The sequence below is a fragment of the Pseudomonas persica genome (genome assembly GCF_900291015.1).
Classification (GTDB): Bacteria; Pseudomonadota; Gammaproteobacteria; order Pseudomonadales; family Pseudomonadaceae; genus Aquipseudomonas.
Genome location: NZ_OLKL01000025.1, coordinates 70866 through 93089 on the forward strand (window position 1 = coordinate 70866; position 22224 = coordinate 93089).

Consider the following 22224-nt stretch of genomic DNA (forward strand, 5'->3'; position numbering starts at 1 on the left):
CAGCGCTAGTGCTTTTGGGCGATCTGGATCAGGTTGCCGCAGGTGTCGTCAAACACCGCCACGGTGACCGGCCCCATGGGGGTGGGCGGCTGGGTGAACTGCACACCCGCAGCGCACAGCCGGGTGTATTCGGCCTTGATGTCACGCACGCCGAACGAGGTAGCGGGGATGCCGTCCTGTTTGAGCGCGGCCTTGTACGCCCTGGCTGCCGGATGAACGTCGGGCTCCAGCAGCAGCTCGACACCGTTGGGGTCGTTGGGCGAGGTGAGGGTCAGCCAGCGGTGTCGGCCCATGGGGATGTCATGCTTGGGCTCGAAACCGAGTACGTAGTGGTAGAAAGCCAAGGCTTTGGCCTGGTCGTCGACGAGGATGCTGGTGACCACGATCTTCATAAGCGCACACCCTATGCCTGGAGCCGATGAGTACTAGTAAAGACAATCAGGGGTATTTGACCAGCGGGCCTTGCTGTGCTGACAGAACGCCTCTGCGTGGGCAAAGTTCCAGATGGGTTGGTGGCGCAACGGTCTGTAGCGTTGATCGGGCCACACAACCCAACCCAGGAGTGAACCCCATGCAAGAAGAACCGATGAACGAACTGCCAGACACTCTCGGCGACGATAAGTTGGAAAATGCAGAGCCTCAGGTGAAGCTGTCCAGGCACAAGCGTGGAGTAGGGCCTGTGTGCGGCATGCCCTGCGCGCCAGGGCACAAACTGATCGGTGATGACTGTGTCGTCGCGAATATCGATTTCGAGTAAAGCAAAAGGGGGGGCGCACGGCGTCCCCTCGTAAAAACCTGCTCAAGCCATAGGTAAATCCTTCATTACCCAACCCCCACCCAGCCGCTGCCAAGGGTAAAGTGACAGGCATGATCCCAGCGCGCCCAGACCGGCGTCAGAGAGGTGCCCGTGGCGGCCTACACATTGCGACAACTCAAGTACTTCGTCACCACCGTGGAGGCCGGCAGTGTGGCCGAGGCTTCACGCCAGCTGTACATCGCCCAGCCGTCCATCTCCACGGCCATCAAGAGCCTGGAGGAAAGCTTCGGCGTGCAGCTGTTCATCCGCCACCACGCCCAGGGCGTGTCGCTGACGCCCAGCGGCAAGCGTTTCTATGCCAAGACCAAGTCGCTGCTGCAGATGGCCCACGAATTCGAGCAGAATGCCCTGGCCGACAACGACACCGTGGCCGGGCAAATCGACATCGGCTGCTTCGAAACCGTGGCACCACTGTACCTGCCGCGGCTGATCGCCGGCTTTCGCCAGCGTTACCCGGGGGTGGATATCCGCCTGCGCGATGGCGAGCAGCAGGACCTGATCCAGGGTCTGACCGCCGGTACCTTCGACCTGGCGTTTCTCTACGACCATGACCTGGACGGCACCATCGAGGCCGAGCCGCTGATGTCGCCGCAAAAGCCCTATGTGCTGCTGCCCGAGAACCACCGCTTCGCCGGCCAGGCCCAGGTGTCGCTGCGCGACCTGTGCCCGGAGCCGATGATCCTGCTGGACGTTGCCCCCAGCCGCACCTACTTCGTCAGCTTGTTCAACGAAATGGGCCTGACGCCCAACATTGTCTTCAGTTCGCCGTCGATCGAAATGGTGCGTGGGATGGTCGGGCAGGGCTTCGGCTTTTCGCTGCTGGTGACGCGGCCGCATTCGGAGTACACCTACGACGGGCAACGCCTGGCCATGCTGGATATCGCCGAGCCAGTGGCGCTGTCAGGGTTGGCGGCAGCGTGGTTGAAGCGGGTGCAACTGACCAAGCCGGCGCAGCTGTTCGTCGAGTTCTGCCGGGAAGAACTGGCCAGGTTCTGAAACGGGCACGCCATGCTTCCTCCTGTCGTGGCATGGCGTGCCTGTTGCTCAGGGGTTGACCTGATAGCCGCGCCCTTGCAGGCACCCGGCGTAGGCACTGGCATGGGCCTGGGCTTTCGCGTCGTCCTGGCCGCGTCGGTCCTGACGGCGGTCCTGACGCTGGCGCATGCCACCGACCGCAGCACCGGCGGCGGCCACTTCACCGGCGCGGTTCTGCCGGTATTGCTGCTTGGCATCGTCACCGACCCGGTCATACAACTCGTCGTGCTGGTTGCCGCGCACCTGCGCGCCTGCCGCACCGGCAACCGCGCCGGCAGCGGCACCGCGCACGCGGCCACCGACATGGGGGTCGCTGGAGGTCGCGGCGCTGTTCGCGGCATTGGTCGCGACGGTAGTGCAATCATTGATATCCAGTTGCATCTGCTGGCTGCTCTGGCCCTTGAGCGGCACCACCGACTGCGCCTGGGCTGTCGATGCCGCGTACAGCAGCACCAGCAGGTAACTCCACGTGAACCTACGCATGGCACACCTCCAGCGGGCGGGATCCCGCTTCACAGGATAGTTCGCCTGTGCTGCAGTGGATGGCAGTTTTGCCCAAATGGTCTAAACCGGATATCAAGCGTTGCTCGCCAGCGTATCCTGGCCCGGATCCGGGCTACTTGTGGACGCACCATGAGCCAGACCCAGCACCTGATCATCTGTGAGTACTGCGACACGGTGTACCACCGTGCGCCGCTGCTCAAGCACCAGCGCGCCGTTTGCCAGCGCTGTGGCGGCGTGCTGTACCGGCACACCTCGCTGACCGTGCAGCAGCGGCTGGCCCTGAGTGTGACGGGTGGCATCCTGCTGGTGTTCGCCAACTTCTACCCGGTGATGACAATCGGCATGCAAGGGCTGACCCACTCGGCGACATTATGGGACTCGGTGCAGATCCTCAGCCACGGCAGTATCACCTTCATCGCCCTGGTCATGGCCTTGTCGATCATCTTTGCCCCGGTGCTGCAGATTACCGTGTTGTGCTGGCTATTGAGTTTCGCCCTGGCCGGCCAGCGCGCCCCCGGTTTTGCCCTGTGCATGCGCAGCCTGGAAAGCCTGCGGCCATGGAGCATGCTGGAGGTATGCCTGCTGGGGGCGATGGTGGCGGTGATCAAGCTGGCGGGGTTGCTCGATGTGATCCCCGGCATCGGCTTGCTGGCCCTGGCCGCGCTGAGCATGCTGATTATCCATATCGCCGGCAAGGACATCCGCGACTTGTGGGAACAGGTATGAATACCCCGGCCAACGCCGACGATATGGGCCTTTGCCTGTGCCATGGCTGCGGTCAGGCCTGCGAACTGGGCCGCGACGCGCACACCTGTGACCGCTGTGGTGCCGCTATTCACCGGCGCAAGGCCAATGCCATCAGCCGCGGCTGGGCGTTTCTGCTGGCGGCGCTGATTTTCTACATTCCCGCCAACCTGCTGCCGGTGATGCACACTGAAATGCTTGGCAGCGGCAGCGAAAGCACCATTGGCGGTGGCGTGCTGGAGTTCTGGGAGGCCGGTGCCTGGGACATCGCGCTGATCATCTTCATTGCCAGTGTCGGCGTGCCGGCCATCAAGTTCTTCTCGCTCGGGCTGTTGCTGCTTACCGCCCAGCGCGGTTCCACCTGGGCCTGCCGGCAGCGTTCGCAGCTGTACCGCTTTGTCGAGTTGATCGGCTACTGGTCGATGCTCGATGTGATGGTGGTGGCACTGGTGGCGGCGCTGGTGCAACTGCGCGGGCTGGGCACCATCGAGCCGCGAGTGGGCATCCTGTTTTTCGGCATGGTGGTGGTCCTGACCATGTTTTCTGCGATGAGCTTCGATCCACGCCTGATCTGGGATAGCCGGGCCAACGAGGGAGGCCGTATTGATGGTGCAACAGACTGACAAGCGCGAGGGCGCGGGGCAGGTTGAAGTGCGCACCCGGCGCTGGAGTGTGTCGCTGGTATGGATCGTGCCGATATTGGCGATCCTGATCGGCGCTTCGCTGGTGGTGCGCAACTGGATGCAGCAGGGCCCGGTCATCGCCATTTCCTTTCACACCGGGGAAGGGCTGGTGGCGCACAAGACCCAGGTCAAATACCGCAGCGTGGTGATTGGCGAAGTCACTACGGTGGACCTGGCCGACGACAAGAAGAGCGTGGTCGCCAAGGTCCAGTTGTCCAACGACGCCCGCGCGTTCGCCACCCAGGGGGCGCGCTTCTGGGTGGTGCGGCCACGCATTGGGGTGGGCGGCGTGTCCGGCGTGGACACGCTGCTGTCGGGCAGTTTCATCGGGGCGGATTCCGGCGAGTCGAACGTGCCGGAGAAGTCCTTTGTCGGCCTGGAGCTGCCACCGCCAATCACCTATGACGAAAAGGGCAAGCGCTTTGTCCTGACCGCCAGCGACCTGGGGTCGCTGGATATTGGCTCATCGATCTACTACCGCAAGATTCCGGTGGGTGAGGTGGTGTCCTTTGCCCTGCAGGACGATGGCAAGGGTGTGGAGATTGGCGTATTCGTGCAGGCCCCCTACGACAGCTTCGTCAGCGCCGATACCCGCTTCTGGAACGCCAGTGGTGTCGACATGCAGATCGGTGCCAACGGCCTGAAGATCGATACCGAATCACTGTCGTCGATCCTGGTGGGCGGGTTGGCCTTTGGCTCGCCCGACTTCGCCCCGCAAGCCGAGCCCGCTGCCGACCAGGCGCGCTTCCAGCTGTTTGCCGACCGCGATACCGCCCTGGCACCGCCCAGTGGCCAGGCGCAGTACCTGCAATTGCGCTTCGACCAGGCCATGCGCGGCCTGTCGGTGGGAGCCCCGGTGGAGTTCAAGGGGGTGGAGTTTGGCCGGGTCACCTCGGTCCAGCTCGACTACGATGCCACCCGGCAGAGCTTTCCGGTGGTGGTCGATGCGGTGATCTACCCGCAGCGGCTGGGGCCGGTGCACCGCAAGATGCTGGCCGTGTTCAAGCATGCCGAAGGCGACATGGACGGCGCACGGCGGCTGATCGGCACCTTCGTCGAGCACGGGCTGCGGGCCCAGGCACGCAGCGGCAACCTGATCACCGGGCAGATGTTCATTTCCCTGGACTTCTACCCGGATGCCCCCAAGGTGGCCTTCGACAAGACCGCCAACCCCATCACCATCCCCACATTGCCGGGCAGCCTGGAGCAGTTGCAAGAACAGCTGCAGCGGGTAGTGGAGCGCATCAGCAAACTGCCGCTGGAGAGCATCGCCAACAACCTGGACGGCAGCTTGCGTGAGTTGCGCGCCAGCCTCAAGCAGTTCAATGGCCAGACGCTGCCGGACGTGAAGGTGGCGCTGGACGAAGTGCATGAGACCCTGCGCACGGCCAATTCGGCCATCTCCGAGGACTCGCCACAGCGCGAACGGATGGGTGAAACCCTGGATGAACTGGAGCGCATGTCACGTTCGCTGCGTGACCTTGCCGATTACCTGGGCCGGCACCCCGAATCGCTGATACGTGGCCGGCCGAAAGCGGCCAGTGCTGCAGACCTTGAACCCTGAGGAGACCGCCGATGCATCGACTGCGCAATGTGTGTGGCGCCGGCCTGCTGGCCGTGCTGTGGGGCTGTAGCAGTAGCCCGAACAACTATCACACGCTGGTACCGAGCGAGCCGGTGCGCGACAGCGGCCAGCGCATCCAGGTGGCGAGGGTGGCCGTGCCGCCGCAGGTGGACCGCCCGCAGTTGGTGGTGCGGCAAGGACAGAGTGGCCTGGCCATCCTCGAGACGGAGTGGTGGGGGGCCAACCTGGTGGATGAGTTCCGCAGCGCCTTGCAGGACCAGTTGGGCGGGCCTGTGGGGGGTGGCAAGGCGTTGCTGCGGGTGGATGTACAGCGCTTCGATACCGTGCCGGGGCGCTACGCCTCGCTGGAAGCGGTATGGCGCCTGATGCGCGCGGGTGAGGCCGAGCTGACCTGCCGTACCTCGCTGCAGACGCCGGCGGACAACAGCATCGCCAGCCTGGTCAATGCCCACCAAGCCAACCTGCGCAAACTGGCCGAGGCAGTGCGGGGGAGTGCCAGGCAGGGCAGCTGTGCCCAACCTGGCTGATGGGCTGACCGATGCACGGTACCTGTGGGAGCGGCCTTGTGTCGCGATAGGGGCGCAAAGCGCCCCCGGCAATCTCGACTACAAAACAGTCAGTTCAGGCTTTCAGCACCCTGTGTCTTGCCACTACTGACCGTCTCCTGCTCGACCTTGTCCAGCGGCAGGTGGTCGAACTCGCGCAAGCCATCCTTGCGGTACGGGTCGCCAATCCAGCGCGGGGCCACCACGAACTGCGGGCTCACCAGGCTCTTGGCCGGTTCGTAACGGTCATAGCTCAGCCCGGCCAGGTCGGACAGGGTATGGATCAGGTGCGAGCTGCTGTAGGGGCGCTCGGCCATTGCCGGCAAGTCGCGTGGGTGCTCGGCCTGCCAGCTGGGCGAGGTCCACAGCAGGAACGGGATGGTGTACATCGGCCGGGTCGGCGCGCCTTCGTTGCGCCCCAGGTGGTCGTGGTCGCCAGAGCTGTATACATCTTCGCCATGGTCGGACAGATACACCAGGAAACCATTGGGGGTACTGGCCGAGTAACGCTTGATCAGGCTCGATACCACGTAATCGTTGTAGCGCACCGCGTTGTCGTAGAAGTTGTAGGTTTCCACCTGGTCGGCCGTCAGCTTGCCGGGCACCCCCTGGCGATCGTTGAAGTGCGCGTAGTCGTTCGGGTAGCGGTAGCGATAGTCCATGTGCGTACCCAGCAGGTGCACGATGATGAATTTGTTCGGCGCCGGGTCCTGCAGGGCTTTCTCGAACGGCGCCAGCACCACATCGTCGTACTGGCTGGCATTCTGGTTGCGCTGGTTGTTGAGGTACACCGGTGCGTCCGTCTGCTGCGAGAAGGTGGTCAGCATGGTGTTGCGCTTGGTCATGGTCTGCTGGTTGGTGATCCAGAAGGTTTTGTAGCCAGCCTGTTTCATCAGGTTGATCAGCGACGGGGCGGTGAGGAAACGGTCCGGGTTCTGCTCGTCGCCGAAGGTGAGGATCTGCTGCATCACTTCGATGGTATACGGGCGTGGCGACACCACGTTGCGGAACACCGTCAGGCTCTTGTCGCTAGCGGCCAGTGCGTCGAGGTTGGGCGTGGTGTCGCGGTTGTAACCGTACAGGTGCATGTGCTCGCGGGTGGTCGATTCGCCCAGCACCAGCACCAGCGTGCGTGGCGCTGCACCGCTGCTGTCATGCAGGTTTTGCAGGGGTGGCAACGCGGCGTTCCGGGCCAGCAGTTCCTGCATGTTGTCGAGCTGCTGGCGGTACTGGCGGTAGCCGACCAGCAGTTGCCAGGGCACGGCGGGCTCCATGCGCTGCTGCACCTTTTCGGCCGCGTCGGCGAAGCTGCGCTGCTGGGTGACCATCTGCTTGTAGAACGGGTACACCAGGTTGGCCAGCAGCAACAGGGCGACTACCGGCAGGCGGCTGCGCGGCGGCAGGCTGACCGGGCGTACGCGCTTCCACAGCAGCACCGCCACCAGGGTGTACAGCAGCAACGCCAGGCCCAGCCAGACGCTGAAGTACTGGCTGAAGTACTCACCGGCCTCGGCGGTGTTGGACTCGAACATCACGAAGATCACACTTTGCGAGAACTCCTGGCGATAGATGCCGAAGTAGCTCAGGCCCACCAGCGAAGCGGCCCACAGCACCAGGCCGATGAGCGCGGCTGTGGCGCGGGTGAAGCGAGGCAGCAGCAGCACCGGGGCCAGCCACAGGCTGCTGAGGAACAATGCATCGCGAAAACCGGCGAACCCGGTGGTACCACTGAACAGCAGCAACGCCTGGGTCACGCCCGAGAAGTACCAGAAGAACAGCAAAAGCCAGCCCAGGCCGGCCCAGTCCACGCGCTTGGGCGAGGAGGGGGATGGAGTGTGTGACACGTATGCCTCGTCGTAGCTCGGCGGCCAGCGGATGTACCCGTGACCGGAAAGGGCGTGAAGCTAATCTGCCAGGTGTGAAAATAACGTCAACGAGACGCTGGCCCAGGCAAGGTATGATGTGTTCGTCAAACCGTACTGACAGGTCGAGTGAGAATGAACCGTCGCAAGAAGATCAAGCAGCTATTGCAGGCGCATGCCAAGAAGGCCAGCGCCAAACTGGCGCCGCGCAAGCCCAAGTACATTTGCAAGGCCGACCGGTTGAAGATGGAGGCCGAAGCAGCAGCGGATACACCCGCCTGACCGACTGGCGCAGACGGTGCAGGGAGATCCTGTCGCGTAGAGAACTGAGTTTGCAAGTGGTGCGCGTACCCTGTGGGAGCGGCTTTAGCCGCGAACAATCCAACACGGTGCATGGCACCGGCTGTGCCGGTGTTCGCGGCTAAAGCCGCTCCCACAGGTGCGCGAATGGTTTGTGAACTCAGTTCTCTGCACGGCAGCGCAGCCTAAAGGGCTGGGCAATCTCCTGCAGGGATCGCGCGGGCTGCTTACGATCAACGGCGGTAGTAGCGGTGGTCATCATTGTAGCGGTGATGCATGGCCCGCTCATGGCGGTGCTCCCAATCGCGGCGCCGTTCCCAGTCGCGGCGGCGCTCCCAGTCTCGCCGGCGTTCCCAATCACGGCGGGCCTGCTCGCGGCGCCACTGTTCGCGGCGCCAGTCGCTGCGGTGGTCATGCCAGCGGTCGTCATCGTGGGCCAGCAGCGTGGCCGGCTGTGCATCGGCCACACTGGCCACCCTGGACCAGGGGTTGTCGGCAGGCTGCAACGGGGATTGAACCGCCGGGGGAGCCACTACGGGCGCCTTCATTTGTGTTGCCGACGCCGTGCCCATCGCCGCGAACGAGAACAGGCCGAGCAGCATCAACCTTGCGACACGTATTTTCATGAGCGAAGCCAACCTCTGATAACAATTGAGCCATCTGGCCAGCAGGTGGTCGGCGAACCTTGTCTCACGTTCCGCTACCTTTCTGTGCCTCCCACATAGACCGGTAAACAGGAAAAAGTTCGCAGCGGCAACAACAAGTTGTACAACTTTTGCACTTCAACCCGCGACCCTTTGCCGAGAACCACAGTGCGGGGCTGGACCATTTCGATCTTCCTGTGCAAGCTGATGCACGACAGTGATTGCACACAGAAGGTGATCGTTTGTGAACCCCGAATCCATGCTGGCGGCATTGCCAGGCTTCGCCATGTCGGCCGAGTCGATCCTGGTGCTGCCCGATGCCAAGGCCTACCGCGCCTGCCTGCTCGAGCGCATCCGCGGCGCAACCCGGCGCATCGTCATCGTCGCGCTGTACCTGCAGGAAGACGAGGCCGGCCAGGAAGTGCTGGATGCCTTGTACCAGGCCAAAGCCGCGCGGCCGGAGCTGGAAATCACCATCGTGGTCGACTGGTTCCGTGCCCGGCGCGGCCTGCTGGGCGCCGGGCGTCAGCCGGGTAATGCCGCCTGGTACCAGGCCCAGCGCCAGCACCATGGGTTGGACATCGTCATCCACGGCGTACCGGTGCAGACCCGCGAGCTGTTCGGCGTGTTGCACCTGAAGGGCAGCGTCATCGACGATTGCGTCATCTACACCGGTGCCAGCCTGAACAACGTGTACCTGCACCGTTTCGACCGCTACCGCCTGGACCGCTACCACCTGTTCCAGTCGCCGGCGCTGGCCGACGCCATGGTCGACCTGGTGCGACGCCTGCTGCACCACACCGCCACGCCGCGCCTCGACCTGCCGGCGCCACCCTCAACCCGCAGCCTGCGCAGCGACATCCGGCGCTTGCGCGCGCGGCTGCGGCGCATGGCCTATGCGGCTCCGCTCAGCGTGGCGGGGCATGGCCTGCGGGTGATCCCGCTGTTGGGTGTGGGCCGTGGCAACCCGCTGAACCGGGCGTTGTGCACCTTGCTCGCGGCGGCGCGCACGCAGGTCATTATCAGCACGCCGTATTTCAACCCGCCCCGGGTGCTGATGCGCGAGCTCGACCATGCTCTGGCGCGTGGTGTGCGGGTGGAACTGATCGTTGGTGACCGCACGGCCAACGACTTCTATATCGCCCCCGGCGAGCCGTTCAGTGCCAGCGGCGCGCTGCCCTACCTGTACGAAGACAACCTGCGCGCCTTCACCCGACGTCGCCACGCCGCGATTGCCAGTGGCCAGCTGCAGGTGCGGATCTGGAACGACCCCGGGCATACCTTCCATGCCAAGGGCGTGTGGATCGACCAGCGCTATTCGTTGCTGACCGGTAACAACCTGAACCCGCGCGGCTTCAACCTGGACCTGGAGAACGGCCTGCTGATCGATGACCCGCAAGGGCAATGGCTGGCGCCACGGGAAGCAGAGTTGGCCGAGCTGCGCCGGCATGCGCCGAAGATCGGCTCGGCAGAGGCGCTGGGGGGCAAGGCCGAACACCCCAAGGAAGTGCGCAGGTTCCTGCGGCGGCTGCGCTACAGCCGGTTGGAACCGTTGATCAAACGGGTGCTCTGATACAGCCGGTTCTGGCTTGCCGACGACAGGGCCAGGGCTGCGCAGCTGGTGGCGCAGCGCGCAGGCGTGGCCATGCTGCCTGAAACAGCCGCCGTGTGCGCCGAGCAGGAGCTCCCGGTGCGTCGGGTGGCCCTGGCGTAAAGCTGGGCCACTCTGGAGTTGCGCCTGTGCTGCCGTGACTGGGAGCGTTTGAGTTCACACGGGCGGCAACTGGTGAGTTTTTTGTCCGGGTTACGGCTTACTGCGCCGGGACCAGACGAATACCACTCACCTGTACCTGATCACCGGGTTTGAAGCGCGCATTGGGCGAGCGATAGCGCTGGGTGCTGCCGTCGTCATGGCGCACCACATAGGCCGGGTCGCTGTGGCCGCTGCCTTGTTGCACGGCGGCACCGCCAAATGCGCCCAGGGCAGCGCCGGCGAGGGCGCCGAATGGGCCACCGAGCGCGGCGCCGACCATCAGGCCGCTGACGCCGCCCGCGCCATAGCCCACCGTGTTGTCGGGGCTTTCCGAGAGCACCTCGGCGGCGCAGACGGGCAGGGCGATGGACAGGGTCATCGCCAGAGGGAGGATTAGATTTTTCATGAGCGTCATTCCGCAAGGCAAGTAGTGGCGAAAGCGAATGGTTCAGCTTTCGTGCCAGCTGGCCAGCCCTTGCAGATTGGGAGGTTGCGCCAGGGCGTTGTCATTTCGACAGCGGTTGGTGTGGTGCAATTGACCTGCTGATGTCAATCTGACATTTCGCCCTCAGCCGCCGATGCGACTTCAGGAGGCCGAGCGAAGGGCTTGCGGAGGGAGGTGACGGGCATTATGTGAAGATGGCAGTAAGGACGGTGTTCATCGTCGAACCTCTGCAGGTCAGTCAGCTCGGCACTCAGGCTATCGATGGCCAACCCACAGGGCATGACGACAAACTTGCAATTCAGACAGCGAAAATCAGGTCACCACCTGATAGCACGGCACATACGCCGCGCCGCCGGGCAGCTTCATCCGGTGCTGGTCGACGAATGCCTGCAGCAGCCGGCCCAGCGGGTCCAGCACGGCGCTGTCACCACGGATCTGATACGGCCCATGCTCCTCGATCAGGCGGATGCCCTTGTCCTTGACGTTGCCCGCGACAATGCCGGAGAAGGCCCGGCGCAGGTTGGCGGCCAGTTCGTGGGCCGGCAGTTCGCGGCGCAGGTCCAGGTCGGCCATGGCCTGGTGGGTCGGGTCGAACGGGCGCTGGAAGCTCTCCTCGATCTTCAGTAGCCAGTTGAAGTGGAAGGCATCGTTACGCTCGCGGCGGAACTGCTTCACCGCCTTGAGCCCTTCGACCATGTGCCGGGCGACTTCCGCCGGGTCGTCGATGATGATCTGGTACAAGCGGTGCGCCGCTTCACCCAGGGTGGCGCCCACGAAGGCGTGCAACTGTTGCAGGTACGGCTCGGCGCTACGCGGGCCGGTGAGTACCACCGGGAACGGCAGGTTCTGGTTGTCCGGGTGCATGAGGATGCCCAGCAGGTAGAGGAACTCCTCGGCCGTGCCGGCACCGCCGGGGAAGATGATGATGCCGTGGCCGACACGGACGAAGGCTTCCAGGCGCTTCTCGATGTCCGGCAGGATCACCAGCTCATTGACGATCGGGTTGGGCGCTTCGGCGGCGATGATGCCCGGCTCGGTCAGGCCCAGGTAGCGGCTGCCGTGCATGCGCTGCTTGGCGTGGGCAATGGTGGCGCCCTTCATCGGGCCCTTCATCACGCCCGGGCCGCAGCCGGTGCACACGTCCAGCTTGCGCAGGCCCAGTTCGTGACCGACCTTCTTGGTGTACTGGTATTCCTCGCTGCTGATCGAATGGCCACCCCAGCACACCACCATCTTCGGCTCCACGCCCGGGCGCAGGGTGCGGGCGTTGCGCAGTAGGTGGAAGACATAGTCGGTGATGCCCTGGGAGCTTTCCAGGTCGATGCGCTGGCTGGCCAGCTCGCTTTCGGTGTAGACGATGTCGCGCAGGGCGCTGAACAGCATTTCACGGGTACTGGCGATCATTTCACCATCGACGAAGGCGTCGGCCGGGGCATTCAGCAGCTCCAGGCGCACGCCGCGGTCCTGTTGATGAATACGTACCTCGAAGTCCTGATAGGCCTCGAGGATGGTCTTGGCATTGTCGACATGGGCGCCGGTGTTGAGGATGGCCAGGGCGCACTGGCGGAACAGGGTGTAAAGGCTACCGGTACCGACTTCACTCAGTTGCTGCACTTCACGTTGTGACAGCGTCTCCAGGCTGCCTTTGGGGCTGACGGATGCATTGATGACATGGCGTTGGGGCATCTAAGTCTTTCCTGTGCGGGTAAAACATCCTTCTTTGACAACACCATACCGAGAAATGCGGGCGGCAACGAGGGGGGCGCGGAAAAAGCTTGCGACCAGATTGGTTTCTTCGCGGGCAAGCCCGCGAAGAAGCCAACCTGGTCTCAAGTCAGCCCAACAGCTTCTGTACACCCAGGGTAATCGCCAGCCCACCCCCCACCAGCCAAAGGTTGAGAATCGCCCCGGTCGCCAGCGCCCGTGGCCCGGCCTGGCGAATCTGGCTGAAGCGCGTCTCCATCCCCAGCGCGGTCATGGCCATGGTCAGGGCAAAGGTATCCAGGCTGTTGAGCGCCTGCGTCACGCTACCCGGCAGCACCTGCAGCGAATTCACCAGCACCAGCGCGAGGAAACCGAAGGCGAACCAGGGCATGGCGATGCGCCCGTTGCCCTGTGCCTGGCCCGGCTGGCGCGTGCGGCTGATCCAAAGGCCCACCACCAGCAGCACCGGTACCAGCAGCATCACCCGGGTCATCTTGACGATGGTGGCGATATGCGTGGCCTCGGGGCTGACGTTGCTGGCCGCACCGACCACCTGGGCCACCTCGTGAAGGGTGCCACCCAGGAACAGCCCGGCGCCCAGGGTGTCCAGGTGCAGCCAGCCGGCATTGATCGCCAATGGGTAGAGGAACATCGACAGGGTGCCGAACAGCACCACGCTACCGACTGCCATGGCACTTTTGTGCGGCGCACTGCGCAGGGCCGATTCGAAGGCCAGTACCGCGGCGGCGCCGCAGATGGCGCTGCCGGCCGCGGTCAACAAGGCGGTATCACGGTCCAGCTTGAACAGCTTCATGCCGCACCACAGGCCGATCAGCAGGGTGCTGGACACCACCAGTAGCGACACGATGAGCCCAGACCAGCCGACTTCGGCGATTTCCTGCAGGCTTACCCGCAGGCCGAAGAAGGCCACGGCAATGCGCAGCAGGCCGCGGGCGGAAAAGTTGATGCCCGCCGCCCAGCTCGCCGGTACGCCGTCACGCAGTGCATTGCCATACAGCGCACCGGCAACGATACCGACGATCAGCGGGCTGATACCCAGTTGGGCGATGGCGGGCACGGCGGCCAGCTGGGTTACCGCAAGCGCGAACAGCGCGACGAACAGGATGCCGTTGAGCCGCCCTCGGGTGGAGAGGGTAGGCGCAAAGGCGGGATTGGACGGAGCCGTGGCCATGTGAGTCCTCCGGAAAGGTATTTCGACATCGCCTACGTTAATCTGGTTATAAGCTTATAAAAAATCGTAATTTAGGATGGAAAATATCCGTAAAACTGATATTTTTCAATCATGACCCCAGAACAACTGATAACGTTCGCCACCGTCGCCGAGCACGGCAACATCAGCCATGCAGCCCAGGCCCTGCACCTGTCGCAGCCAGCGGTGTCTGGCCAGCTCAAGCTGCTGCAGGAGGCCTTCGGCGAGCCCCTCTATCAGCGCGCCGGCCGTGGTGTGCGGCTGACAGCAGCCGGCGAGCAGTTGCTGGCCCATGCCGAGCGCCTGCGCGAAACCTTCCGCCAGGCCCAGGCATTGCGCGAGGCCATGCGCGGGCTGGAGCGCGGTACCTTGCGCATCGGCGCCAGTACCACGCCGGCCAGCTACCTGCTGCCGTACCTGATCGCCGATTTCCATGCCCGCTACCCGCAGGTGCTGGTGAGCACTGCCAACGGCAATACGGCGGAAATCGTCGCCGCGCTGGACAGTGTCGATATCGCTCTGATCGAAGGGCCGCCTGGGCAGGACCTGCCATTGGGTACGGCGGTGACGGCGTGGCGGGAAGACGAGATCGTGGCTATCGTGCCGCGTGGTCATCCGCTGGCTGGCAGTGACCGGCAGACACTGGCATCGCTGGGGGCCTACCCGTTGGTGCTGCGCGAGAGCGGCTCGGGTGTGCGGCAGATCGTCGAGCGGGCATTTGCCCGCAGTGGCGTGGCGATGCGCGTGGCGCTGGAGATTGCCGGAGTGGAAGGGGTAAAGGAGGCGGTGCGGGCCGGGATGGGGATCGGTTTTGTGTCGGCGATGTCGATCCGGCATGAGGATGGGGCGTTGCAACGGTTGCAGGTTGTGCCGCAGGCGTTGGTGCGGCGGTTTTCCATCCTGGTGCCGCATGCGGCTTCGCCGTCACGGGCGGCGACGCGGTTTCTTGAGTTATGTGTCGGTCTGCAAGAAGTGGATTGACTGTACCGGCCTCTTCGCGGGCTTGCCCGCTCTCATAGAACTGCACATAACTCGTTGAATTAGCAGGGCCCCTGTGGGAGCGGCTTTAGCCGCGAACACCGGCGCAGCCGGTGCCATGCACCGCGTTGGATTCTTCGCGGCTAAAGCCGCTCCCACAGGATGCACGGACCGTTTGCGAATTCAGTTCTCTATGCGACAGCGCAGCCCAAAGGGTTGGGCCATCTCCCACAGGTTTCTCACCGTTCTTGAGGTCGGTACAGGCATGATCAACCCACCTGAAACACATGCTTCAGATAAGCCACGAAGTTCTCATCCCGGCACTGGGTCTAGAGAAAATTGGCGAAACTGTCCGCTGTCGCTCATGGGCGGTCTTCCTTGATCAGAGAGAGCTGGTAGTCCAGCGCGGCTTCGTCGCCGCAGAGGATCACGCCTTCGGCGGCCAGGGAGCCACACGCCTCGATGGCACCTGCCTGGGTAAGGGCGCGGCAGGCCGGCAGGTACAACAGCACCTGGAAACCGGCCTGGCGCAATTGGCGGGCGGTGGTCCTGACGCAATAGTCCAGGGCCAGGCCACCGACGATCACCGCGCCCACCTGCTGCACCTTGAGGTACTCGATCACCCCGGTGGAGCGACGCTCGGCCAGGTCGTGGTAGCAGGCGCCGTAGGGGTGCAGGTCGGGCTCGACGCCTTTCCACACGAAATAGTCGTAGTCGATTGGGGCCGGCAGGCCGGGGAGCAACTCGAAGCCTGGTGTGCCGGGAACGCAGTGGCTGACCCAGGTCAGGTCGGCATTGGCCAGTTGCAGGGGTTGCAGCATGTGCGCGGGGTCGGCGACAACCCAGGCGGCATTGGCCGGGTGGGCGTCCTTGCTGCCCAGGCGTAGGTCGGCGCGCAACGCCATGGTGTTCAGATCAGCCGCGATTTCGTCGCCTTCGGGGACCGGTAGCTCCTGCGGCACATTGGCGGTGAAACCGTTTTGCGCGTCGACATCGAAACTGGCGATCTTCATGGCGGTGCTCCTCGCTGGAATGTTTATATAATTCATCTGGTGGAATAAGTGTGTCAAGCTTGTTTTCCATCAGGATTAAAGGCTTGTGCTACTTAATAAGCCTGGTGAAATATAGAAGCGTTCAAGAACGGAGCCACCCTGTGAGTACCACCGAAGTCCTGGCCAGCGTCGATATCGTCGCCTTGCGCATGGCCGCCGAAGCCCAGCAGCTGCAAGTGTTGTTGCACCGTCGTGAGCGTGAACCACATGCCGGCCAGTGGGCCTTGCCGGGCGTCATCGTCAATGGTCGCACCCCTGACACCAGCCTGGAAGGCGCCGCCGAGCGGGCCTTGCGGGAGAAGGCTCGGGTACTTCCGCGTTACCTGGAGCAGGTGGGTACCGAAGGCAATGCCTTCCGCGATCCGCGAGGCTGGTCATTGAGTACCTATTACCTGGCCCTGCTCGACCCGCAACAGCAGGTCGAGGGTGAGCAACTGGCGTTTTTCGATTTGGACAGTGTGTCAGGGCGCAAGGTGCTGTTGCCGTTCGACCATAACCTGCTGGTCGAGCGCGCGCGTGAGCGGCTGGCGGCGAAGACGGTATACAGCAGCCTGCCGCTGTGCTTGCTGGCGGAAAAATTCACCGTGCTGGATGCGCTGGGGGCAGTGCAGGCGTGCCTGGGGCAGGCGGTGAACAACACCTCGCTGCGCAAACGCCTGGAGCGCTTGCGCGAACACGGGTGGGTAAGGGATACCGGGGAGAGGAACCAGCCTAGGCTGGGGCGGCCGCAGCAGTTGTACCAGTACACCCCGAAGGGCGCACGGGCGTTCATGTTCGATCGTAGCCTGCTGCCCGAAGGCGTCTAGCTGCCGTACACATGACGCATTGTACAATCACCGCCCCATGGCCAGCTTGGCATTCATCTGTCGACGACGGTAGGCACTGTCCCGGCTGGCCAGCCACCAATACAGCGGTGAGGTCACCGCCAGCCCCACCAGCCACGACAGGTCAGCGCCGTTGATGTGCTCGGAAATCGGCCCGACATACAGCGGCGTGTTCATGAACGGGATCTGCACCACGATGCCCAGCGCATAGGCGATCAGCGCCTGCGGGTTGTAACGTCCATAGATGCCGCCATCGACCTGGAAGATCGACTGGATGTCGTACTCACCCTTGTGAATGGCATAGAAGTCGATCAGGTTGATCGCCGTCCACGGCACCAGCACCACCAGCAGCACCAGCACCATGTCGACGAAGTGGCCGATGAAGTCCGCCGAGGCGAATACCGCCACCACGCAGCAGGCCGTCAGTACCACCAGTGACAGCACGGCTCGGCTCTTGGCGGTGGGGATCCAGCGGTGGGCGAAGGTTTGCACCAGGGTGATGATCGACAGCACTGCGCCATACAGGTTAAGGGCGTTGTGGCTGATCACGCTGAGCAGGAACAGCACCAGCATGATCGGGCCGAGGGTGCCGGTGGCCAGCTTGACCGCGTCCATGGTGTCCATGCCGGCCGGGATCGCCAGCACCGCCACGGCGCCGAAGATGAACGACAGGCTCGAACCCAGGGCCGAGCCCAGGTAAGTAGTCCAGAACGTCGAACTGACCTTCACGTCAGCCGGCAGGTAGCGCGAGTAGTCCGACACATAGGGCGCAAAGGCGATCTGCCACAGCGCCGCCAGCGACACGGTAGCCAGCCAGCCGGCCAGGTTGAAGCCGCCGCGGGTGAGGAAGTCGTCGCTCTGCACGTGGCTGAAAATGTAGCCGAAGCCGACCACGATGCCGATACCCAGCACCCAGGTGCCGATGCGGTTGAGCACGTGGATGAAGCGATAGCCGATGATGCCGATGATGCCCGAGCCCAGCGCACCGATGACGATGCCTACCGGTACCGGCACGGCATCGACCACACCGTGCAGCGACTTGCCGGCGAGGACGATGTTGGAGGCGAAGAAACCGATGTACATGACCCCGGCAATCACCACCACCAGCAGCGCACCGAGCGAGCCGAACTGGGCGCGGCTCTGGATCATCTGCGGGATGCCCATCTGCGGGCCCTGGGCCGAGTGCAGCGCCATCAGTACGCCACCAACCAGGTGGCCGACCAGGATGGCGACGATGCCCCATACCAGGTTCAGGTGGAACAGCTGCACGCCCAGTGCGCCGGTGACGATGGGCAGCGGCGCGATGTTGCCGCCGAACCACAGTGTGAACAGATCCCTTACCTTTCCATGGCGGTCTTGCGGGGGGACGTAGCCGATCGTGTGTTTTTCTATGAGGGGTGCCGAATTGGCTGCACTGGTCATGACTGACTCCAAGGCAAGATAGGGCATCGGGAGCTGCCCGGGGGCGTGCCGACGAAGGGCGACGCGTTCTTGTTGGAGCGATGATGCGGGGCGCGGGGATAACGAGAAATTAGTAAATATGTACCCATAAGCCTTAAAAAACCTAAGGCTGACTTGAAATCGATGCGGTCGAGGTGGGAGCGGGCGAGCCCGCGAACGGGCCGGTACAGCAGCAACGCTACATCGGCAACAACCGATCCTGAATCACCTCTTTCATCACCAGCGTCGAACTCAACCGCTTCACATTGGGAATGCTGGTCAGCTGCTCGTCATACAGCTTCTGGAACGCCGGCAAATCCTTGGCCACCACATGCAGCAGGTAATCCGGGTCGCCAAACAGCCGCTGCGCCTCGACGATCTGCGGGATCTCGGCCAGCGCCGCTTCAAAGTCCGCAACCGGCTGACGGGTGACTTCGCGCAGGGTCACGAACACCAGCGCGGCAAAGTTCAGCCCCAGGGCGCTTGGCGCCAAGCGGGCGTGATAGCCAAGAATCGCCCCGGATTCCTCCAGTGCCTTCAGGCGCCGATGGCAGGGCGACAGGCTGAGCCCCACACGGTCAGCCAGCTCGGTCACCGATAACCGACCATCTTTTTGCAGCTCGGCAAGTATTTTTCGATCAGTTCTGTCCATTGAGAAGGATCTTCCAGTCATTGAGGGTTGGCGGGGAATATACGGAAGAAAATCCCTCGGCGGAATCCGTAATCTTTCGTCATCCCCAAGCAGTGGAAAAAGGACGATTCAAGTGGCTCTCAGTGTTCTGACGGCGTTCTGGGCCGTGTCGATGCTGTTCGTGATTACCCCCGGCGCGGACTGGGCCTATGCCATTTCGGCCGGCATGCGCGGGCGCTGGGTGATGCCCGCGGTGGCGGGGATGTTGTCGGGGCATTTCCTCGCGACCCTGGTGGTGGCTGCCGGGGTCGGCAGCCTGCTGGCCGGCCACCCGCTGGCGCTGACCTTGCTGACCCTGGCGGGGTGCAGCTACCTGTTGTGGCTGGGTGGCAACCTGTTGCTGAGCCCGGCACTGCCCGCGGCCGGGCAGGATGGGGCGGGGGAGTCGGGTTCGCGCTGGGCATTGAAGGGGTTTTGCGTCAGCGGCCTGAACCCGAAAGTGTTCCTGCTGTTCCTGGCGCTGTTGCCGCAGTTCACCGACCCGCAGTCGAGTTGGCCGGTGCCGTTGCAGATCTTGCTGCTGGGCCTGGTGCACCTGTGCAGTTCGCTGGTGATCTACTCGCTGGTCGGCTATGGTGCCAAAGCCGTGCTGAGCTCCCGGCCAGGGGCGGCGAAACTGGTCGGGCGGGTGTCGGGGGGGGCGATGATCACCGTGGCCCTGGGCTTGATAGCCGGCCAAATCAGCTGAACTCAGTGGCCTCATCGCCGGCAAGCCAGCTCCCACAGGTCCACTGCAGGGCCTGAGTCGTGCGGGGTAGTTGTGGGAGCTGGCTTGCCGGCGATGAGGCCCGTACAGACGACAGACCAAGCCTCGGATAAACTCGCACCACTTCAACGCACAACCAGGACGTGCTCCATGCCCGAAACCGCGCAACTGCTCACCTTCGCCCTCATCTGCCTCGGCATGGTCCTGACCCCGGGGCCGAACATGATCTACCTGATCTCCCGCTCGATCTGCCAGGGCCGCAAGGCCGGGCTGATTTCGCTGGGTGGAGTGGCCCTGGGCTTCGTCATCTACATGTTCTGCGCCGCGCTGGGCATCACCGCCCTGGTGATGGCTGTGCCCTTTGCCTACGACGCGCTGCGCATCGGTGGCGCGCTGTACCTGTTGTACCTGGCCTGGCAGGCGCTGCGACCTGGCGGCCGTTCGCCGTTCCAGGTTCGCGAGCTGCCGGCCGACAGCCCGCGGCGGCTGTTCACCATGGGCTTTGCCACCAGCCTGCTCAACCCCAAGATCGCCGTCATGTACCTGTCGCTGATGCCGCAGTTCATCGAGCCGGGGCATGGTAGCGTGCTGCTGCAGTCGCTGGTGCTGGGATCGACGCAGATCGCCATCAGCGTTTCGGTCAATGCGCTGATCGCGATCATGGCCGGGTCCATCGCCGTGTTCCTCGCTGGCCGCCCGCTGTGGCAGCAGGTTCAGCGCTGGCTGATGGGCACGGTGCTGGCGGGCCTGGCCGTGCGCATGCTGGCCGAAGGACGGCGTTGACCGCCTAGGCCGCAGGCGGCGGTACCTGGGGCAGGTACAGGGTAAATGTGGTGCCCTGGCCCGGGACACTGTTCACCTGCACATCGCCCCCGGACTGTTTGGCAAAACCGAACACCTGTGACAGCCCCAGTCCGGTGCCTTCACCCGGGGCCTTGGTGGTGAAGAACGGGTCGAAGATGCGCTCCAGCAATTCGGCGGCAATGCCGATACCGCTGTCGCTCACCGAAATCGCCGCGAACGGGCCCGGCTGGGGCGCATGGCCGCGCAGGGCAGGCAGGCGCTGGTCGGCCTGCAGGCGCAGCTGCAAGGTGCCTTCGCCGGCCATGGCATCGCGGCCGTTGAGCATCAGGTTGATTACCGCGGTTTCCAGCTGGTTGAGGTCGGCGCGGATATGGCAAGGCGCCTGCGGCAACTGCAGCTCGACCTGGATCCGCGCACCGGTGGCGGTGTCGAGCATGTCGGCCATGGCCTCCAGCCGTGGCCCGACCTCGAACACTTGCGGGCTCAGGGCCTGGCGGCGGGCGAAGGCCAGCAACTGGCCGGTCAGCTTGGTACCGCGCTCGACGGTGTCGGACATGGTCTTGAGGTAGCGTTCGCGGCGCTGTGCGTCGAGGTTGGGGCGCTGCAGAAAATGCAACGACGAGCGAATGATGGTCAGCAGGTTGTTGAAATCATGGGCCACGCCGCCGGTCAGCTGGCCGATGGCTTCGAGCTTCTGGGTCTGGCGCAGCACAGCTTCGGTGTGCAGCAACTGGCTGGTGCGCTCGTTGACGCGCTGTTCGAGGGTGGCATTCAGCGCCGCCAGTGCCGCCATGGCCTCGCGAACTTCGGCGTGGGCCTGTACTCGCTGGATATGCGCCCAGCAACGCTCGGTGACTTCGCTGATCAACACTTGTTCATAGTGGGTCCACTGCCGTGGCGCCTTGTCGTGTATAGCCATCAGCGCGGTCAGTCGGCCGCCCTTGATCAGTGGCATGCAAATGGTCGCGGTGATGCCGATGGCCTGGAAGCTGGCAGCTTCCTCCGGGGGCAGCTCGCTCAGGTTGTCATGGATTACCAAGGCCAGGCCGCTGCGTAGGCGGCTAAGCGCCAGCTTGCCGAAATCGTGCAACTGGTACTGCCCCACAAGATGCGGCGAGCCGGGCGCCACGGCGTCGCCGCAGATGGTGAAGCCGTCTTCGTCGGGGTCCATCACCGCGTAGGCGCAACTCGACAGTTGCAGGTGCTCGACCAGCATGCGCGTGGTAATGGCGAGGATCTGGTCCGGGTCGGTGGCGTCGGCCACAGCACGGCCCAGGTCGTCGAGGAAGTTCAGGCGCTGATTGGCGAGCACGCTGGCGGTGGTTTCGGTGACCGTGTCGAGCATGCCCAGCACTTCGCCGTCATGGTCGCGGATGGGGCTGTAGCAGAAGGTGAAATAGGCCCGTTCGGGGCCACCGCTGCGGTCGATGGTGAGCGGGAAGTCTTCGATGTACACCGCCTCGCCGGCCAGGGCGCGGTCGGCCATGTGGCCGATGTCGGCCCAGGCTTCCTGCCAAACGGCGCGGAAGGGGATGCCCAGGGCTGAGGGCTTTTGCCCGAGAATCTGTGAGAAAGCGTCGTTGTGCAGGGTGAGCAGATCAGGGCCCCAAAGCACGGCTTGTGGGAAGCGCGAGGCCAGGCACAGGGCCAGGCTGGTCTTTAGCGGGTCGGGCCAGTGCTGTAGCGGGCCCAGCGGGGTGGCGGCCCAATCGTGGTTGCGGATGCGCTCGGCCATCAGCCCGCCGCCGTCTAGCCATTTTGCCATGTGCTCTGCTGGTCCTTTTGCGTAAGGCCTTTAGGGTGCATGCAGAATAGACGTTTGGCGAGAATTTTGGGTGGCTGTACGGGCCTCTTCGCGGGTAAACCCGCACCCACAGGTGCGGTGTGCACCTCGAGCA

At 63.9% G+C, this 22224-nt stretch carries 23 protein-coding genes; 12 read left to right on the top strand and 11 right to left on the bottom strand.

What is annotated here, in order from left to right:
• Nucleotides 1-5 precede the first annotated feature (5 nt).
• On the bottom strand, nucleotides 6-392 hold the full coding sequence (locus FQ664_RS12680) for a VOC family protein (RefSeq protein WP_144172214.1): 387 nt from the start codon (nucleotides 390-392) through the stop codon (nucleotides 6-8).
• Between the two features lie 179 nt (nucleotides 393-571).
• On the opposite strand from FQ664_RS12680, the gene FQ664_RS12685 reads away from it, so the two are divergent.
• The gene (locus tag FQ664_RS12685) at nucleotides 572-757 is read left to right on the top strand and encodes a hypothetical protein (RefSeq protein WP_144172215.1); all 186 of its coding nucleotides are present in this window, start codon (nucleotides 572-574) and stop codon (nucleotides 755-757) included.
• A 150-nt stretch (nucleotides 758-907) separates the two neighbouring features.
• Complete coding sequence (locus FQ664_RS12690) at nucleotides 908-1813, top strand: LysR family transcriptional regulator (protein WP_144172216.1); 906 nt, start codon at nucleotides 908-910, stop codon at nucleotides 1811-1813.
• Nucleotides 1814-1861: 48 nt separating this feature from the next.
• On the opposite strand, the gene FQ664_RS12695 is transcribed toward FQ664_RS12690, so the two are convergent.
• The gene (locus FQ664_RS12695) at nucleotides 1862-2335 is read right to left on the bottom strand and encodes a YMGG-like glycine zipper-containing protein (RefSeq protein WP_144172217.1); all 474 of its coding nucleotides are present in this window, start codon (nucleotides 2333-2335) and stop codon (nucleotides 1862-1864) included.
• A 150-nt stretch (nucleotides 2336-2485) separates the two neighbouring features.
• Here FQ664_RS12695 and FQ664_RS12700 point away from each other — a divergent pair, with 150 nt between their 5' ends.
• From FQ664_RS12700 to FQ664_RS12715, 4 genes are read left to right on the top strand one after another with little or no spacing between them, the layout of a single operon-like run.
• Nucleotides 2486-3082, top strand: a complete 597-nt coding sequence (locus tag FQ664_RS12700) for a paraquat-inducible protein A (RefSeq protein ID WP_144172218.1) — start codon at nucleotides 2486-2488, stop codon at nucleotides 3080-3082.
• Nucleotides 3079-3723, top strand: coding sequence for a paraquat-inducible protein A (locus FQ664_RS12705; RefSeq protein WP_144172219.1), 645 nt, complete (start codon nucleotides 3079-3081; stop codon nucleotides 3721-3723). The genes FQ664_RS12700 and FQ664_RS12705 overlap by 4 nt, the downstream gene beginning before the upstream one ends.
• The gene (locus FQ664_RS12710) at nucleotides 3707-5347 is read left to right on the top strand and encodes a PqiB family protein (RefSeq protein ID WP_144172220.1); all 1641 of its coding nucleotides are present in this window, start codon (nucleotides 3707-3709) and stop codon (nucleotides 5345-5347) included. Before FQ664_RS12705 ends, FQ664_RS12710 begins: the two co-directional genes overlap by 17 nt.
• An 11-nt stretch (nucleotides 5348-5358) precedes the next feature.
• Nucleotides 5359-5895 (top strand): PqiC family protein, encoded by a 537-nt coding sequence (locus tag FQ664_RS12715; RefSeq protein WP_144172221.1) that lies wholly within the window; start codon nucleotides 5359-5361, stop codon nucleotides 5893-5895.
• Nucleotides 5896-5984: 89 nt separating this feature from the next.
• On the opposite strand, the gene FQ664_RS12720 is transcribed toward FQ664_RS12715, so the two are convergent.
• A complete protein-coding gene (locus tag FQ664_RS12720) occupies nucleotides 5985-7757 on the bottom strand; it encodes a phosphoethanolamine transferase CptA (protein WP_144172222.1) in 1773 nt (590 codons plus the stop codon).
• A 153-nt stretch (nucleotides 7758-7910) separates the two neighbouring features.
• Between FQ664_RS12720 and FQ664_RS12725 the strand changes: the two genes are divergently transcribed.
• Nucleotides 7911-8057 (top strand): DUF2986 domain-containing protein, encoded by a 147-nt coding sequence (locus FQ664_RS12725; protein ID WP_144172223.1) that lies wholly within the window; start codon nucleotides 7911-7913, stop codon nucleotides 8055-8057.
• Nucleotides 8058-8308: 251 nt separating this feature from the next.
• On the opposite strand, the gene FQ664_RS12735 is transcribed toward FQ664_RS12725, so the two are convergent.
• The gene (locus FQ664_RS12735) at nucleotides 8309-8677 is read right to left on the bottom strand and encodes a hypothetical protein (protein WP_144172270.1); all 369 of its coding nucleotides are present in this window, start codon (nucleotides 8675-8677) and stop codon (nucleotides 8309-8311) included.
• Nucleotides 8678-8963: 286 nt separating this feature from the next.
• Between FQ664_RS12735 and pssA the strand changes: the two genes are divergently transcribed.
• Nucleotides 8964-10292 (top strand): CDP-diacylglycerol--serine O-phosphatidyltransferase, encoded by a 1329-nt coding sequence (gene pssA, locus FQ664_RS12740; protein ID WP_144172225.1) that lies wholly within the window; start codon nucleotides 8964-8966, stop codon nucleotides 10290-10292.
• Nucleotides 10293-10530: 238 nt separating this feature from the next.
• Here the strand turns inward: pssA and FQ664_RS12750 are convergent, their stop codons facing one another.
• From FQ664_RS12750 to FQ664_RS12760, 3 genes are all read right to left on the bottom strand, one after another.
• Nucleotides 10531-10878: a hypothetical protein gene (locus tag FQ664_RS12750; RefSeq protein WP_178090986.1), complete on the bottom strand. Its 348-nt coding sequence runs from the start codon at nucleotides 10876-10878 to the stop codon at nucleotides 10531-10533.
• Nucleotides 10879-11229: 351 nt separating this feature from the next.
• Nucleotides 11230-12603: a nucleotide 5'-monophosphate nucleosidase PpnN gene (gene ppnN, locus FQ664_RS12755; RefSeq protein WP_144172226.1), complete on the bottom strand. Its 1374-nt coding sequence runs from the start codon at nucleotides 12601-12603 to the stop codon at nucleotides 11230-11232.
• 148 nt (nucleotides 12604-12751) lie between these two features.
• A complete protein-coding gene (locus tag FQ664_RS12760; protein ID WP_144172227.1) occupies nucleotides 12752-13813 on the bottom strand; it encodes a YeiH family protein in 1062 nt (353 codons plus the stop codon).
• 111 nt (nucleotides 13814-13924) lie between these two features.
• Here FQ664_RS12760 and FQ664_RS12765 point away from each other — a divergent pair, with 111 nt between their 5' ends.
• Nucleotides 13925-14812: a LysR family transcriptional regulator gene (locus FQ664_RS12765; protein ID WP_144172228.1), complete on the top strand. Its 888-nt coding sequence runs from the start codon at nucleotides 13925-13927 to the stop codon at nucleotides 14810-14812.
• Between the two features lie 359 nt (nucleotides 14813-15171).
• Here FQ664_RS12765 and FQ664_RS12775 read toward each other — a convergent pair whose 3' ends face one another.
• Nucleotides 15172-15822 (bottom strand): isochorismatase family protein, encoded by a 651-nt coding sequence (locus FQ664_RS12775; RefSeq protein ID WP_144172230.1) that lies wholly within the window; start codon nucleotides 15820-15822, stop codon nucleotides 15172-15174.
• Between the two features lie 140 nt (nucleotides 15823-15962).
• Between FQ664_RS12775 and FQ664_RS12780 the strand changes: the two genes are divergently transcribed.
• Nucleotides 15963-16667: an NUDIX hydrolase gene (locus FQ664_RS12780; RefSeq protein WP_144172231.1), complete on the top strand. Its 705-nt coding sequence runs from the start codon at nucleotides 15963-15965 to the stop codon at nucleotides 16665-16667.
• Nucleotides 16668-16694: 27 nt separating this feature from the next.
• On the opposite strand, the gene FQ664_RS12785 is transcribed toward FQ664_RS12780, so the two are convergent.
• Together FQ664_RS12785 and FQ664_RS12790 are read right to left on the bottom strand one after the other, a co-directional pair.
• The gene (locus FQ664_RS12785) at nucleotides 16695-18107 is read right to left on the bottom strand and encodes a purine-cytosine permease family protein (RefSeq protein ID WP_144172232.1); all 1413 of its coding nucleotides are present in this window, start codon (nucleotides 18105-18107) and stop codon (nucleotides 16695-16697) included.
• A gap of 217 nt (nucleotides 18108-18324) precedes the next feature.
• A complete protein-coding gene (locus tag FQ664_RS12790; RefSeq protein ID WP_015270735.1) occupies nucleotides 18325-18777 on the bottom strand; it encodes an Lrp/AsnC family transcriptional regulator in 453 nt (150 codons plus the stop codon).
• Nucleotides 18778-18889: 112 nt separating this feature from the next.
• On the opposite strand from FQ664_RS12790, the gene FQ664_RS12795 reads away from it, so the two are divergent.
• Nucleotides 18890-19504, top strand: a complete 615-nt coding sequence (locus tag FQ664_RS12795) for a LysE family translocator (protein ID WP_144172233.1) — start codon at nucleotides 18890-18892, stop codon at nucleotides 19502-19504.
• A gap of 168 nt (nucleotides 19505-19672) precedes the next feature.
• Nucleotides 19673-20305: a LysE family translocator gene (locus tag FQ664_RS12800; protein ID WP_144172234.1), complete on the top strand. Its 633-nt coding sequence runs from the start codon at nucleotides 19673-19675 to the stop codon at nucleotides 20303-20305.
• Nucleotides 20306-20309: 4 nt separating this feature from the next.
• Here the strand turns inward: FQ664_RS12800 and FQ664_RS12805 are convergent, their stop codons facing one another.
• Nucleotides 20310-22091: an ATP-binding protein gene (locus FQ664_RS12805; protein ID WP_144172235.1), complete on the bottom strand. Its 1782-nt coding sequence runs from the start codon at nucleotides 22089-22091 to the stop codon at nucleotides 20310-20312.
• Nucleotides 22092-22224: the final 133 nt, after the last annotated feature.